Genomic DNA, 14,761 nt, shown 5'->3' with positions numbered 1-14,761 from the left:
CCCGAAGGACGCATGGCGTGGGAGGAACCGCTTATGCCGAGAGTTCGGTACGGCCCTTGCCGCGGCGTGCCGACAGGATGGCACGACCAGCGCGGGTGCGCATGCGAAGACGGAAACCGTGCTTCTTGGCACGACGGCGGTTATTCGGCTGAAAAGTCCGCTTGCTCACTGTAGTTACTCCAGAACGATCTTGAGATGCGTCCGGCCCATTGCAACAAGGGGGAAGAACAGACTGACGCGATGAAGGTGTACATCCGACATTCGCGCTGGAGCTGTCACATCCCGAGGCCTCTTAGTACCCGGGAACACCTGTGATGGCATGCGAAATGCAGACATGTTGGACTACATAACGTTAGGGGACGCGACTCGGGGGCGTCAAACTCGCTGTCACCAGCCTGTGGGTCGGTTTTCCACCACCCTGTGGACAACTGGTGCCGGAGACACACTACACGCCGGCCCGGAGGCGCCGCGTGAGCCCGTTCACGATGCCCTCCGGGGCGCTCCAGTCCGCTATCTTCTGCACTTTTCATCCTCTAGTCTTGGCTGCGGTCCGTTTATCCACGACGTGTGTACAACTCTGTGGATGACGGACCTTTCCGAGCGCGAGCAGTGCAGCCAAGAGAGGTTTTTGTGGGTACAGATGAGGTCAATGACGTCGGGAGCTCCTGGCGTAAAGTCATCCGGACCCTGGAACACGACGATCGGGTAACACCGCGCCAGCGCGGATTCATGGTGCTGGCACAGGCCCAGGGGCTCATCGGCACCACCATGCTCATCGCCGTCCCGAACGAGCTGACGCGCGAGGTGCTGCAGACCCAGCTCAAGGGAGCCCTCGACGAGGCGCTGCGCGAGGTGTTCCGCGAGGATATCCAGTGTGCGTTCGTCATCGACCCCGAACTCACGCCCGTCCGGGAGGAGACCCCGGAGCAGGAGCCCGTGCAGGCCTCGCCGGAACCGAAGGGCGAGACCAAGCCGTCCCCGACGCCGCCCAGCAACTCCTCGGAGTTCGGGCGGCTCAACCCCAAGTACATCTTCGACACCTTCGTGATCGGGTCGTCGAACCGGTTCGCGCACGCTGCTGCGGTCGCGGTGGCGGAGGCCCCGGCGAAGGCATACAACCCGCTGTTCATCTACGGTGACTCCGGGCTGGGCAAGACGCACCTCCTGCACGCCATCGGGCACTACGCCCGGCACCTCTACACCGGGATCCGTGTGCGCTACGTGAACTCCGAGGAGTTCACCAACGACTTCATCAACTCGATCCGCGACGACGAGGGGTCGAGCTTCAAGCAGACCTACCGCAACGTGGACATCCTGCTCATCGACGACATCCAGTTCCTCTCCGGCAAGGACCGGACGATGGAGGAGTTCTTCCACACCTTCAATGCGCTGCACAACCACAACAAGCAGGTGGTCATCACCTCCGATATGCCACCCAAGCAGCTCATCGGGTTCGAGGAGCGCATGCGGTCGCGCTTCGAGTGGGGCCTGCTGACGGACATCCAGCCTCCGGAGCTCGAGACGCGCATCGCGATCCTCCGGAAGAAGGCGATCAGCGACAGCCTGAGCGCGCCCGACGACGTCCTGGAGTACATCGCCTCGAAGATCGCCACCAACATCCGCGAGCTCGAGGGTGCCCTGATCCGCGTGACCGCCTTCGCGAGCCTCAACCGCCAGACCGTCGACGTGAACCTGGCCGAGATCGTCCTGAAGGACCTCATCTCCGACGACGGGGCACAGGAGATCACGTCGACGGTGATCATGGCGCAGACGGCCGACTACTTCCAGATCAGCATGGAGGAGCTCTGCAGCAAGTCGCGGACCAGGACGCTCGTGACGGCACGGCAGATCGCGATGTACCTGTGCCGGGAGCTGACGGACATGTCCCTGCCGAAGATCGGGCAGGAACTCGGGGGCAGGGACCACACGACGGTCATCCACGCGGATCGGAAGATCCGCGAGCTGATGGCGGAGCGCCGGGCGATCTTCAACCAGGTCACGGAGCTCACCAACCGCATCAAGCACAAGCAGCGCGAGGCCTGACCGCGCCGATACCCGAATTCCACGGCTGTAATTAACAGGTGTGGACACAGCTGTGGATAACCAGGGGCGAATCGGCCCTCACCCTGAGGAAAACCCCCGCCCTGCCTGTGGATCCGCAGAATGACAAGGATTTCGCCCACAGACGCCACCAGCGGGCCGTCGCCCGGCCTCACACCTTATCCACAGCCCTGATCCGCGTCGGTGCGTCGATCAGGGCACTTATCCACAGTATCCACAGCAGTTATTAACACTACGAACCTTAAACTTCAAAAGTTCTTCAGATAACACTCCACGTTCCGTTCGTCCCCTGCCCACGCCCGCCGGGCTCCCCGTCCTGCTTCGCCGGACGGCAACCCGGCTAAGCTGTCACGCAGTATGGTTGTAGTTTCCGTGCCCGGACACCTCCGTGGACGACCGCGACCCGACCATCCGCCGGTGATTCGCCGGGGGCTGTTTTTTTGATCTGGCGAAAGGCGGCACTGCTCCGTGAAATTCAGAGTTGAGCGGGATGTACTTGCGGAGGCTGTGTCCTGGACCGCCCGGTCGCTGTCCCCCCGACCTCCCGTCCCCGTCCTCGCGGGACTGCTCATCAAGGCCGAGGGTGGCTCACTGAGCCTCGCCAGCTTCGACTACGAGATCTCGGCACGACTCGAGATCGCAGCCGATGTCCTCGAGGAAGGCACCATCCTCGTCTCGGGACGTCTTCTCGCCGATATCTGCAGGAGCCTTCCGTCCGCGCCCGTCGAGGTCGCCACCGACGGGTCGAAGGTGACGCTGACCTGCCGGAACAGCCGCTTCAACCTGGCCACCATGCCCGAGGGCGAGTACCCGGAACTGCCGAAACTCCCCGCCGTCAGCGGCGTGGTCGACGGCGAGGCCTTCGCGCAGGCCGTCTCGCAGGTGATCATCGCGGCAAGCCGCGATGACACCCTCCCGATCCTCACCGGCGTCCGGATGGAGATCGAGGACGACCTGATTACCCTCCTGGCCACCGACCGGTATCGGCTCGCCCTCCGCGAGGTGTCCTGGAAACCGTCCACACCCGGGATCTCGACCAGCGCGCTCGTCAAGGCGAAAACGCTCAACGAGGTGGCGAAGACGCTCGGCGGCGCCGGCGACCTGAACATCGCGCTGTCCGACGACTCCGAACTCATCGGATTCGAATCCGGTGGGCGCCGGACCACCTCCCTGCTGGTCGACGGCGACTACCCGAAGATCCGCTCGCTCTTCCCCGACAAGACCCCCATCCACGCCACGGTGCAGACGAGCACGCTCGTCGAGGCCGTGCGCCGCGTCTCGCTCGTGGCGGAACGGAACACCCCCGTCCGCCTGGCCTTCCAGCAGGGACAGGTCACCCTCGATGCCGGCACGGGCGAGGATGCCCAGGCGTCGGAAGCCATCGAGGCCGCGCTCGACGGCGACGACATCACGGTCGCGTTCAACCCGCACTACCTCAGCGAGGGCCTCGGCGCGTTCAGCAGCCCCTACGTGCGGTTCTCCTTTACCTCACCACCCAAGCCCGCAGTGATCTCGGCCCAGGATGACCCCTCGGGCGAGGACAGGGAAGACTATAGGTACCTGCTGATGCCCGTCCGGCTGCCCAACCAGTAGCAGCCCCGGCAGGTATCCCGACCGGCCGGACCGCCGGCGGTCCCATCGTCAGAAAGAGAACCTCATGCACATCGGCCTCATTGGACTCGGCAAAATGGGATTCAACATGAGGGAGCGTCTCCGCGGCAATGGCATCGAGGTCACCGGCTTCGACCGCAACCCCGACCGCACCGACGTGCAGAGCATCGAGGAACTCGTGGCGGCGCTCCCCGCGCCGCGCATCGTGTGGGTCATGGTCCCCGCCGGCCAGATCACCGATGCCGTGATCAAGGAGCTCTCGGAGGTCCTGTCCGAGGGCGACCTCGTGATCGACGGTGGCAACTCCAAGTTCACGGACGACCAGATCCACGCCGCGCTGCTGGCGCAGAAGGGCATCCGGTTCCTCGACTGCGGTGTCTCCGGCGGGGTCTGGGGACTCGAGAACGGCTACGGCCTCATGGCCGGCGGCGTGCAGGACGACGTCGAACGCGCCATGCCCGTCTTCGACGCACTGCGCCCCGAGGGCGAACGCGCCGAGAGCTTCGTCCACGTGGGCGACGTCGGGGCCGGACACTACGCGAAGATGGTCCACAACGGGATCGAGTACGGCCTCATGCAGTCCTACGCCGAGGGCTACGAGCTGCTCGAGGCCAAGGACATCGTCAAGGACGTCCACGGCACGTTCGCCGCCTGGCAGAAGGGCACCGTGGTGCGGTCGTGGCTGCTGGATCTCCTCGTCAAGGCCCTGCAGGAGGACCCGGGACTGTCGAAGATCGCCGGTTTCGTCGAGGATTCGGGCGAGGGCCGGTGGACCGTCGAGGAAGCCATCGCCAACTCCGTGCCGGCCCCGGCCATCACCGCCGCCCTCTTCGCACGCTTCACCTCGCGGCAGGAGGACTCGCCGTCGATGAAGATGGTGGCGGCGCTCCGCAACCAGTTCGGCGGCCACGCGGTGAAGCCCGCCCAGCCGAAGTAGGCAGTTCCCGGTGTACGTGGAGCACCTCTCACTCACCGGGTTCCGGAGCTACGAACAGCTCGACACGGCGATCGAACCCGGCATCACCGTGTTCGTCGGGCCCAACGGCGTGGGGAAGACGAACATCGTCGAGGCCATCGGCTACCTGGCCACCCTGTCCTCGCACCGCGTCAGCGCCGACAAGCCGCTGATCCGTTTCGGCCAGGACCGGGCGATCATCCGGGGGCGATTCGTCCGGGGCACCCAGCGCACCGGCGTCGAGGTGGAGATCAACGCGGAGTCGGGGAACCGCGCCCGGATCAACCGGGCCAACCCCGTACGTGCCCGGGATGCAGCCGGGATCCTGAAGACCGTGCTGTTCGCCCCCGAGGACCTGGCGCTGGTCAAGGGTGATCCCTCCGTGCGGCGCCGTTATCTGGACGAGGTCATGGTGTCCCTGCTGCCGCACCAGTCGGCACTGCGGGCCGACTACGAGCGCGTCCTGAAGCAGCGCAACGCCCTGCTCAAGTCGGCGCGGGCCGCCGGAAGGTTCTCCACCGGGCACGAGTCCACCCTCGACGTCTGGGACCAGCACCTCGCCGAGGCCGGGGCGCGGTTGCTGTCCGCACGGCTCCTCCTCGTCGACCAGCTGCGCCCCCACGTCCAGCGTGCCTACAAGGAGCTGACGGACGGATCGAAGACCGCCGACATCGACTACGTCTCCAGTGTCTCGTCGTCCGTCTCGTCGTCGTCCGAGCCCACGGCGGACGACGACGGCGCGGAGACCGCCCGTCCCGGGTCCGCCGCCGGCCTGCGCGACCTCGACCTGCCGGCGCTCACCGCATTGTTCGTGGAGAGCCTCCTCCGCCACCGGAAGAAGGAGCTGGACCGCGGCATCTCGCTCGTGGGTCCGCACCGTGACGAACTCGGTCTCCTGCTGGGCCAGGCCCCGGTCAAGGGCTACGCGTCGCACGGGGAGACCTGGTCCATGGCCCTCGCCCTGCGCCTCGCCTCCTACTACCTGCTGCTCGAGGAGGACCACACGCCCGGCGGTGACCCGGTGCTGATCCTCGACGACGTCTTCGCCGAACTCGACACGCAGCGCCGCACGCGCCTCGCCGCCATCGTGGGACCGGCCGAACAGGTGCTGGTCACGGCGGCCGTGGGCGACGACATCCCCGCGGCGCTCCTCGGCCGCCAGATCCGCGTGATCCCTGGTGCCCTGGCAGGAGGGGACGCCGGACCTGCGGACGAGGGTGGGTCCGCCGGGGACATTCCTCCCGCCGGGGACGAGCAGGCAGTTGCGGACCCGACCGTGGGAGACCCTCATGCCTGAGGACCGCCGGGAGGACACCACGGGGCCGGACGGGGAGCGGGGGGTACCACCGCGCCGTGAGACGGAGGAGGCTCGCGGCGCCGGTGACTCCGACGGCGGCCCTGCCCGGCCAGGGGCCGAGGACTTCCCCGAACAGGATGCTCCGCAGGCCCTCCTCAACCGGCTGCGCAGTGCATCCGAGGCCCGTGGCACGCCCCGCGGTCCGGCGCCGAAGCAGCCGGGGAAGACGTCCCGGCGCCGGTACTCGCCCGAGCCGGTCTACGGGGGACGCGACCCGGAAGGCGTGGGGAACGTGTTCTCGCGGATGCTCGCAGAGCGCGGATGGAAGTCCCCCGTGGCCATCGGATCAGTGCTGACGCGCTGGGACGAGATCGTCGGGGCGGATATCGCCGCACACTGCGTGCCCGAGAGCTTCGACGCCGACACGGTGCTCGTCCGGTGCGATTCGACCGCCTGGGCAACCCAGCTGCGGCTCATCACCCCGCAGGTGCTCCAGCGGTTCGAGGCCGAACTGGGCGCCGGCGTCGTGAAGCGCCTCTCCGTCGTCGGGCCCGCTGCCCCGAGCTGGCGCAAGGGCGGACGCACGGTCAAGGGACGAGGCCCGCGTGACACCTACGGGTGAGCTGACAGCGTATTCGCGGGTCCTCTGGACGGCCTGTAGCGCAATCGGGGGTCCCCCCGGCGTATCCGTCCTCACGGAAGGACCCGCTGTGGGCTCTGAACCCGGTTTATTGGCCGGTGAGGGGCGGTTGGTGCGCTCTCGCAACCATCCGCAGGGTAGAATAGTAGGAGATTGATGTGGTCTATCCAGCTGAGGAGCCGTCTACGCCTGTGGCACACGAGAACGAGTTGAATGCAAGTGATGTGTTGATCGGCGAGGGTGAGTCCCCGATTCTGGAGGCCGCGACCGAGCACGCCTACGGCGCCAGTGAGATCACCGTCCTCGAAGGACTGGAAGCGGTCCGCAAACGGCCGGGCATGTACATCGGCTCCACCGGCCCGCGCGGCCTCCACCACCTCGTCTACGAAGTCGTGGACAACTCGGTGGACGAGGCTCTTGCCGGGTACTGCGACCACATCGAGATCACGCTCCAGGCCGACGGCGGCGTCAAGGTCGTCGACAACGGGCGCGGCATCCCCGTGGACATGCACCCCACCGAGGGGCGGCCCACCGTCGAGGTCGTCATGACCATCCTCCACGCCGGCGGCAAGTTCGGTGGTGGCGGCTACGCGGTGTCGGGCGGCCTGCACGGCGTCGGCATCTCCGTGGTCAACGCCCTGTCGAAGCGCGTCGAGACCGAGGTACGTCGCCAGGGCCATGTGTGGCATCAGACGTTCGCGGACGGCGGCAAGCCCGTGGGCGAGCTGCGGAAGGGCGAGGAGACGTCCGAGACGGGGACCACCCAGACGTTCTACCCGGACGACTCGATCTTCGAGTCCACCGAGTTCGATTTCGAGACGCTGCGCGCACGCTTCCAGCAGATGGCCTTCCTCAACAAGGGTCTCCGCATCACCCTGACCGACGAGCACGTCGACGAGGTGGAGGACGAGGTCACGGCGGAGACGGGCGAGGATTCCACACCGAAGCACCGCGAGGTCGCCTACCTCTACGAGAACGGACTGCTCGACTACGTCCAGCACCTGAACTCCTCGAAGCGCGTCGAGGTGGTCCACCCCGACGTCATCGCCTTCGAGACGGAGACGCCGGACCAGACGATGTCCGTGGAGATCGCGCTCCAGTGGACCTCGGCCTACTCGGAGAGCGTCCACACCTACGCCAACACGATCAACACGCACGAGGGAGGCACGCACGAAGAGGGATTCCGTGCCGCCATGACGACCCTGATCAATCGATATGCGCGTGAGAAGAACATCATCAAGGAGAAGGACGACAACCTCACGGGTGACGACATCCGCGAGGGCCTGACGGCCGTCATCTCGGTGAAACTCTCCGAGCCGCAGTTCGAGGGTCAGACCAAGACCAAACTCGGGAACTCCGAGGTCAAGGGCTTCGTGCAGCGCGTCGTCACCGACCAGCTCGGTGACTGGCTCGAGCGCAACCCCGGCCCGGCCCGCGACGTCATCCGCAAGTCGATCCAGGCGTCCCAGGCCCGACTGGCCGCCCGCAAGGCGCGTGAATCCACGCGGCGCAAGGGACTGCTGGAGTCCGGCGGGATGCCGGGCAAGCTGAAGGATTGCCAGTCCAAGGATCCTGCGCGGTCGGAGATCTACATCGTGGAGGGCGACTCGGCCGGCGGTTCGGCCGTCCGCGGGCGCAACCCCGAGACCCAGGCCATCCTCCCCCTGCGCGGGAAGATCCTGAACGTCGAGCGGGCCCGCCTCGACCGCGCCCTCGGCAACAGCGAGGTCCAGGCCATGATCACCGCGTTCGGCGCGGGGATCGGCGAGGACTTCGACGTGGACAAGGCCCGGTACCACAAGATCGTGCTCATGGCCGACGCCGACGTGGACGGCCAGCACATCACGACCCTGCTGCTCACCCTTCTGTTCCGCTACATGCGGCCGCTGATCGAGAACGGTTTCGTGTACCTTGCGCAGCCGCCGCTGTACCGGATCAAGTGGTCGAACGCGAAGCACGACTACGTGTTCAGCGACCGCGAACGCGACGAGGTCATCAAGATGGGCATGGCCAACAACCAGCGCCTGCCCAAGGACAACGGGATCCAGCGCTACAAGGGTCTCGGCGAGATGGACTACACGGAACTGTGGGATACCACCATGGACCCGGACCATCGCACACTGCTCCAGGTCACCATGGACGACGCCGCCGCCGCCGACCAGGTGTTCTCGGTGCTCATGGGCGAGGACGTCGAGTCCCGCCGCAACTTCATCCAGCAGAACGCCAAGGACGTGCGTTTCCTCGACATCTGACGGGTGACCCGGCATCCTGCCGGCGCAACGAAAGTAAGAGCGGACCGAGGGTCCCTCCCCGAGCTTGCAGGGGAAGGGGGCAGTCCGATCGAGCGCCTGCGCAGGACGCGGGACGACCCTTGCTCAGATTCGCCAGTACTGCGGGCACAACATGACGAACGGAACTGATTCATGAGTGACGACATCACCGGCAACGGACCGGACGAACCCATCGAGGGCGAGGTCCTGACGGACCGCGTCGAGCAGGTGGACCTGCAGACCGAGATGCAGCGGTCCTACCTGGACTATGCGATGGCGGTCATCGTGGGCCGGGCGCTCCCCGACGTCCGCGACGGACTGAAGCCCGTCCACCGGCGCGTCCTCTACGCGATGTTCGACGGCGGCTACCGTCCGGAGCGCTCCTTCAACAAGTGCGCCCGCGTGGTCGGCGAGGTCATGGGCCAGTACCACCCGCACGGTGACTCCGCGATCTACGACGCCCTGGTCCGCCTGATCCAGGACTGGACCATGCGGTACCCGCTCGCGCTCGGCCAGGGGAACTTCGGCTCGCCCGGCAACGACGGCGCGGCGGCCCCCCGGTACACCGAGACGAAGATGGCCCCGCTCGCCATGGAGATGGTGCGGGACATCGACGAGGAGACCGTCGACTTCCAGGACAACTACGACGGCAAGAACCAGGAACCGACCATCCTGCCGTCGCGCTTCCCGAACCTGCTCGTCAACGGATCCTCCGGCATCGCCGTGGGCATGGCCACCAACATTCCGCCGCATAACCTGCGGGAAGTGGCCGACGGCGTCCAGTGGTACCTCGAGAACCCCACCGCGACGAAGGAGGAGCTGCTCGAGGCCCTGATCGCCCGCATCAAGGGACCCGACTTCCCCACCGGGGCGCAGATCCTGGGGCACAAGGGCATCGAGGACGCCTACCGGACCGGCCGCGGCTCCATCACGATGCGTGCCGTCGTCAACGTCGAGGAGATCCAGAACCGCACCTGCCTCGTCGTCACGGAACTGCCCTACCAGGCCAACCCCGACAACCTGGCGATCAAGATCGCCGAACTCGTCAAGGACGGCAAGATCAGCGGCATCGCCGACCTGCGCGACGAGACGTCAGGCCGTACGGGCCAGCGCCTCGTGATCGTGCTGAAGCGTGACGCCGTCGCCAAGGTGGTGCTCAACAACCTCTACAAGCACACGCAGCTGCAGGACAACTTCAGCGCGAACATGCTGGCGATCGTCGACGACGTCCCCCGCACCCTGAGCCTCGATGCGTTCATCCGCCACTGGGTGACCCACCAGCTCGAGGTCATCGTGCGCCGCACCCGCTACAGGCTGCGCAAGGCCGAGGAGGAAGCGCACATCCTGCGCGGCCTGCTCAAGGCCCTCGACGCACTGGACGAGGTCATCGCCCTGATCCGTGCATCGGCGACCACTGAGGAAGCCCGTATCGGCCTGATGGGTCTGCTCTCCATCGACGAGCTGCAGGCGAGGGCCATCCTCGACATGCAGCTGCGGCGCCTCGCGGCCCTCGAGCGGCAGAAGATCCAGGACCGCCACGCGGAACTCGAATCCATGATCACCGAGTTCAACCGCATCCTCGCCTCCGAGGACGTGCAGCGCGGGATCGTGAGCACCGAGCTCGCGGACATCGTCACGAAGTTCGGCGACGACCGACGCACCGAGATCCTCATGGGCTACGACGGCGACATGAGCATGGAGGACCTGATACCCGAGGAGGAGATGGTCGTCACCATCACCCGTGGCGGGTACGTCAAGCGCACCCGCAGCGACAACTACCGCCAGCAGGCCCGCGGCGGCAAGGGGATCAGGGGTGCCCAGCTGCGCGGCGACGACGTCGTCGAACACTTCTTCGTGACCACCACCCACCACTGGCTGCTGTTCTTCACCAACCTCGGCCGCGTGTACCGCGCGAAGGCATACGAGCTCGTGGAGGCGGCGCGCGACGCGAAGGGCCAGCACGTCGCGAACCTGCTCGCCTTCCAGCCCGACGAGACCATCGCGCAGGTCCTGGATCTGCGCGACTACCAGCAGTCACCCTTCCTCGTGCTCGCCACGAAGCGCGGACTGGTGAAGAAGACGCGGCTCGAGGACTACGACACCAACCGCACCGCCGGGGTGATCGCCATCAACCTCCGCGACAACGACGAGCTCGTCTCCGCCCAGCTCGTCTCCAGCGAGGACGACATCATGCTGGTCTCCCGTAAGGGGCAGTCGCTGCGCTTCACGGCCGACGACGACGCCCTGCGGCCCATGGGCCGCGCCACCTCCGGCGTGACCGGCATGAAGTTCCGCGACGACGACGAACTGCTCGCGGCCAACGTGGTCACCGACGACTCGTTCGTGTTCATCGTGACCGAGGGCGGTTTCGCGAAGCGAACGAGGGTCGACGACTACCGCGTCCAGGGCCGCGGCGGACTCGGCATCAAGGTCGCCAAGTTGGCAGAGGAGCGCGGCGACCTCGTGGGCGCCCTCGTGGTGCAGGAGGAGGACGAGGTGCTGGTGGTCATGGGCGGCGGCAAGGTCGTGCGCTCCGCCGTCGCCGGTGTGCCGGCCAAGGGCCGCGACACCATGGGTGTGATCTTCGCGAAGCCCGACAAGACCGACCGCATCATCGCGGTCGCCCGGAACAGCGAGCGGAGCGTCGCCGTCGAGGAGGGACTCATCGAGGACCCCTCGGAGGCGAGCCCCGATGTCGACGTCATCGACACCGTGACGCCGCAGCAGGATCCTGCGGAGTTCACAGCCGATGAAGTACGGTTGTCGACAGAGGAAACGGCTGAGCCTGACGCTGAGTCGCCGGAACACGGAGGTACTGAGTGAGCTCGGCCAACACCAACCCGCGGTCCCCCAGCGGACAAGTGCGGACGCCCGGTGCTCCTCCGCGCGTGAATGCACCCGCACGCCCCACGCAGCGCCCGGCTTCCGCCGCTGGCCAGGCAGGGCGTCCCGGGCAGCGTCCGGGGCTCGTGAAGCCGGCGCCGAAGGCCAAGGCCCGCAAGGCCCGCCTGCTGGTCAGCAAGGTGGATCCCTGGTCCGTCCTCAAGATGTCCTTCCTGCTCTCGGTCGCGCTCGGTATCGTGACCGTCGTCGCGTCCTTCGTGATCTGGACGGTCCTGGACCTCACGGGCATCTTCGACGGCGTCAACGCGCTCCTGCGGGAGATCGCGGGATCGGAGAGCGGCGGGTTCGACCTCCGCCAGTTCGCCTCGCTGCCGCAGGTCCTGTCCTTCGCGACCATCATCGCGGTGGTGAACGTGGTGCTCCTGACGGCGTTGGCCATGCTCTCGGCCGTGCTCTACAACATCTCGTCCACCCTCGTCGGCGGTATCGGCGTCACACTGACCGACGACTAGGAGACCGGCCCCTCCGGCGCCCTCGGGGCGATTTGAAGAATGCCGAGACACTACTGTAAAGTCGTGTCTCGGCCCGAAGAGGTATCGGGGCGTATAGCTCAGGCGGTTAGAGCGCTTCGCTGATAACGAAGAGGTCCCAGGTTCAAGTCCTGGTACGCCCACGGATCCACTATCGCAGGGAACTGCAAGGAGGCGAATGTGAAGAAGTTGCTCATCGCGGCAGCGGCTGCAGCAAGTCTCCTCGTGTTCAAGCGGTGGCAGGATTCAGAGAAGAGCAAGAGCGTCTGGAGCAAGGCGACGGACGACATAGCGTAGCAAGGAACCCCGCCCGGCGGACGAGCCGGACAGGGTCCCACTCGGGGGCATGGCGCAATTGGTAGCGCACCTGCTTTGCAAGCAGGGGGTTCGGGGTTCGAGTCCCCGTGCCTCCACCGAACGGAAGTCCCGGTCATCGACCGGGACTTCCTGCGTTGGCGACCGAATTGCAGGGCTGCCAGCGGCGTGCCATAGGGTTGCCGCGTGACCATCTTCCTCTCGATCCTCGGTGTCATCGGGGTCTCGGCCTCCGGGCCGATCATGGCGGCGACCGCCGCCCCGGTGCTCGCGATCGCCTTCTGGCGGAACCTGCTCGGGGCTCTCCTCATGGGAGGGCCGGCTGCCGTGTCCAAGAGGGCTGAGTTCGCAGCGCTCACCGCTGTGGACTGCCGACGGCTGGCCGTTGCCGCTGTTGCCCTGGCCCTGCACTTCGCATGCTTCATCACCGCGCTCAAGCTCACCTCCGTTGCGGCGGCCACGGCCCTCGTATGCCTGCAGGTCGCATGGATCGCCCTCTTCGATGCGCTGCGGGGATCCCGGCCGCAGCGAGCGGTGGTAGTGGGGTTGGGGGTGGCGTTCGTCGGCGTCGTGATCATCACCGGGTTCGATCTATCGCTCTCCCAGGACGCGCTCCTCGGCGACGTCCTCGCCCTCGCGGGAGGCGCCCTGGCCGGGGTCTACCAGATGGCCGGCGCCGCTGCCCGGCGGACGATGTCCACGGGCACCTACACGACGCTCTGCTACGGGGCCTGCGCCGTGATCCTGCTGATGCTCTGCCTCGTCACGCGCCAGCCCGTCGTCGGCTTCTCGACCGCCGCCTGGGTGGGGATCCTCGCCGTGACCCTGATGGCGCAGATCATGGGCCACTCGGTGTTCAACCATCTGCTCGCCGTGATGAGTCCGCTCGTCGTCTCCATGATCATCCTGCTCGAGATCCCGGGAGCGGCGATCCTCGCGGCCGTCTTCCTCGACGAGACGCTTCCTGCCGGGACCTATGGCGGACTGGCACTGATCCTCGTGGGCCTCGCCGTCGTGATCCGCGGACAGCAGCGGCGCCGGTCACGTCGCTCCCTTGCCGAAGAGGCTGCAGCGGACCCGCCGCCGGGCCTCGGCGGAGAGTAGTCTACCCGGAGCATATTTCCTGAATAGAATACGACAGCATGAAAAAAGGAACCCCCGGCGTCGAGCCGGGGGTTCCTTCTTCTTGTGGTCGGCGGTCAGACCTTCGGGTCCTGCGTAGGTTCGGCGGCGTGCTTGGCACCGTCGGTGTCCTTGGCAGTGTCCTTGACGGTGCCCTTGGCAGTGTCCTTGGCGGTGTCCGAAGCGGACGGCGAGCCGGCAGGGTCCGCATCGACGGTGGCCGCCGGGACCTCGCCGGACGACGCCGCAGCACGGTCCGCCGCTTCCTTGATACTGATGACGGTATTCTTCGCGTCCTGCGGCTTCTGGGTCGACGCCGGGCCCGCGGTGGCCTTGATCGGGGCCGGCGTCTTCCAGGGATCCTCGACGGGCCTGGACGCGCGCCAAGCAGCGACTCCCGCGACGATCGCGGCCGCGATGATGCCGAGGACCAACCAGCCCTTGCCGGACTTGCGGGCCTGGCTCTTCTTCAGATCCTTCGACGCCTGCATGGTCGCGGCGACCAGGCGCTTCTGGGCGTTCTTGACGGCTTTCTTGTCACCGGTCATGCGGATCACGGCGTTCTCCACGGCGGGCGGGACGGTCGCGGCCGCCAGGGAACGGGACGCCGTGTCGGCTGCCTCGCCGAGCCTGGTGGACAGCGCGGGCAGGTACTCGTCCACGACCTTGCCCTTCGCGGTGGTCAACGCCGGTGTGGCCTTGTCGAGGGTTCCCTGGATCTTCGGGGTGGTCTCGTCGACCACGTGGGTGATCGAGGAGCCCACCTTGTCGATGCTCTCCTGGAGGAGGGGGGTCACGACGGCGACGCCACCGGCGATCCCCTCCGAGGCCTTGCGGACGGTGTCCTGCAGAGCGGGCCTCGCGGTCTCGAGGCCCTTCTCCCAGCGGGGCTTCGCCCAACCGTAGGCGGCATCGACGCGCGGTGCAGCCCAGTCCCGTGCTGCTGCTACTCCGGCGGCGGCTGCCAGCCCGAGAGCGACGCCCTCCTCGAGTTCATGGGTGTTGCGTACGTTCTTCTTCACAAAAACCTCCAGGGGGTGGTTGTTCGTTTTGATCAGCCTACGTTGCATGCGTGGGGGGTGCTATCCGACGCGGGCGCAGGTGCGGGTCCTGGGC

Annotated in this window: 12 protein-coding genes and 2 tRNA genes; 12 read left to right on the top strand and 2 right to left on the bottom strand. The window is 66.7% G+C overall.

Going from position 1 to position 14,761, the window contains the following annotated elements:
• Positions 1-31: 31 nt before the first annotated feature.
• On the bottom strand, positions 32-169 hold the full coding sequence (gene rpmH / locus AC4D2C_RS02585; RefSeq protein WP_022892375.1) for a 50S ribosomal protein L34: 138 nt from the start codon (positions 167-169) through the stop codon (positions 32-34).
• A gap of 461 nt (positions 170-630) precedes the next feature.
• Here rpmH and dnaA point away from each other — a divergent pair, with 461 nt between their 5' ends.
• The 12 genes from dnaA to AC4D2C_RS02525 all read left to right on the top strand — a co-directional run bounded on the left by dnaA (position 631) and on the right by AC4D2C_RS02525 (position 13,627).
• Positions 631-2,043, top strand: a complete 1,413-nt coding sequence (dnaA, locus tag AC4D2C_RS02580; RefSeq protein WP_490912154.1) for a chromosomal replication initiator protein DnaA — start codon at positions 631-633, stop codon at positions 2,041-2,043.
• 486 nt (positions 2,044-2,529) lie between these two features.
• Positions 2,530-3,654: a DNA polymerase III subunit beta gene (dnaN, locus tag AC4D2C_RS02575; RefSeq protein WP_490912152.1), complete on the top strand. Its 1,125-nt coding sequence runs from the start codon at positions 2,530-2,532 to the stop codon at positions 3,652-3,654.
• Between the two features lie 64 nt (positions 3,655-3,718).
• Complete coding sequence (gnd, locus tag AC4D2C_RS02570) at positions 3,719-4,609, top strand: phosphogluconate dehydrogenase (NAD(+)-dependent, decarboxylating) (protein WP_490912150.1); 891 nt, start codon at positions 3,719-3,721, stop codon at positions 4,607-4,609.
• 10 nt (positions 4,610-4,619) lie between these two features.
• Positions 4,620-5,924 carry a DNA replication/repair protein RecF gene (gene recF, locus AC4D2C_RS02565; protein ID WP_490912148.1) on the top strand — a complete coding sequence of 435 codons (1,305 nt, stop codon included), beginning with the start codon at positions 4,620-4,622 and terminating at the stop codon, positions 5,922-5,924.
• The gene (locus AC4D2C_RS02560; RefSeq protein ID WP_490912147.1) at positions 5,917-6,546 is read left to right on the top strand and encodes a DciA family protein; all 630 of its coding nucleotides are present in this window, start codon (positions 5,917-5,919) and stop codon (positions 6,544-6,546) included. Before recF ends, AC4D2C_RS02560 begins: the two co-directional genes overlap by 8 nt.
• Before the next feature lie 242 nt (positions 6,547-6,788).
• Positions 6,789-8,816, top strand: a complete 2,028-nt coding sequence (gyrB, locus tag AC4D2C_RS02555; protein WP_490912145.1) for a DNA topoisomerase (ATP-hydrolyzing) subunit B — start codon at positions 6,789-6,791, stop codon at positions 8,814-8,816.
• A 171-nt stretch (positions 8,817-8,987) separates the two neighbouring features.
• Complete coding sequence (gyrA, locus tag AC4D2C_RS02550; RefSeq protein WP_490905025.1) at positions 8,988-11,657, top strand: DNA gyrase subunit A; 2,670 nt, start codon at positions 8,988-8,990, stop codon at positions 11,655-11,657.
• Entirely contained in the window at positions 11,654-12,190 is a 537-nt protein-coding gene (locus tag AC4D2C_RS02545) for a DUF3566 domain-containing protein (protein ID WP_490912143.1), read from the top strand. The genes gyrA and AC4D2C_RS02545 overlap by 4 nt, the downstream gene beginning before the upstream one ends.
• Positions 12,191-12,277: 87 nt before the next feature.
• Positions 12,278-12,351, top strand: a tRNA-Ile gene (locus AC4D2C_RS02540).
• A gap of 37 nt (positions 12,352-12,388) precedes the next feature.
• Positions 12,389-12,505 carry a DLW-39 family protein gene (locus AC4D2C_RS02535; protein WP_490912141.1) on the top strand — a complete coding sequence of 39 codons (117 nt, stop codon included), beginning with the start codon at positions 12,389-12,391 and terminating at the stop codon, positions 12,503-12,505.
• A gap of 43 nt (positions 12,506-12,548) precedes the next feature.
• Positions 12,549-12,621 (top strand) — tRNA-Ala (locus AC4D2C_RS02530).
• An 88-nt stretch (positions 12,622-12,709) separates the two neighbouring features.
• Positions 12,710-13,627: a DMT family transporter gene (locus tag AC4D2C_RS02525; protein WP_490912139.1), complete on the top strand. Its 918-nt coding sequence runs from the start codon at positions 12,710-12,712 to the stop codon at positions 13,625-13,627.
• Between the two features lie 95 nt (positions 13,628-13,722).
• On the opposite strand, the gene AC4D2C_RS02520 is transcribed toward AC4D2C_RS02525, so the two are convergent.
• On the bottom strand, positions 13,723-14,667 hold the full coding sequence (locus AC4D2C_RS02520) for a hypothetical protein (RefSeq protein ID WP_490912138.1): 945 nt from the start codon (positions 14,665-14,667) through the stop codon (positions 13,723-13,725).
• Positions 14,668-14,761 lie beyond the last annotated feature (94 nt).

This window comes from Arthrobacter sp. TJ-240 (assembly GCF_058269195.1).
Note: the sequence above shows the minus strand (reverse complement) of the source record. Positions and strands in the feature narration are given on the sequence as shown.

Coding starts and splice junctions, on each gene's coding strand:
- gyrA (WP_490905025.1), top strand. CDS start 8,988: ATGAGTGACGACATCACCGGCAACGGACCGGACGAACCCATCGAGGGC.
- gnd (WP_490912150.1), top strand. CDS start 3,719: ATGCACATCGGCCTCATTGGACTCGGCAAAATGGGATTCAACATGAGG.
- AC4D2C_RS02560 (WP_490912147.1), top strand. CDS start 5,917: ATGCCTGAGGACCGCCGGGAGGACACCACGGGGCCGGACGGGGAGCGG.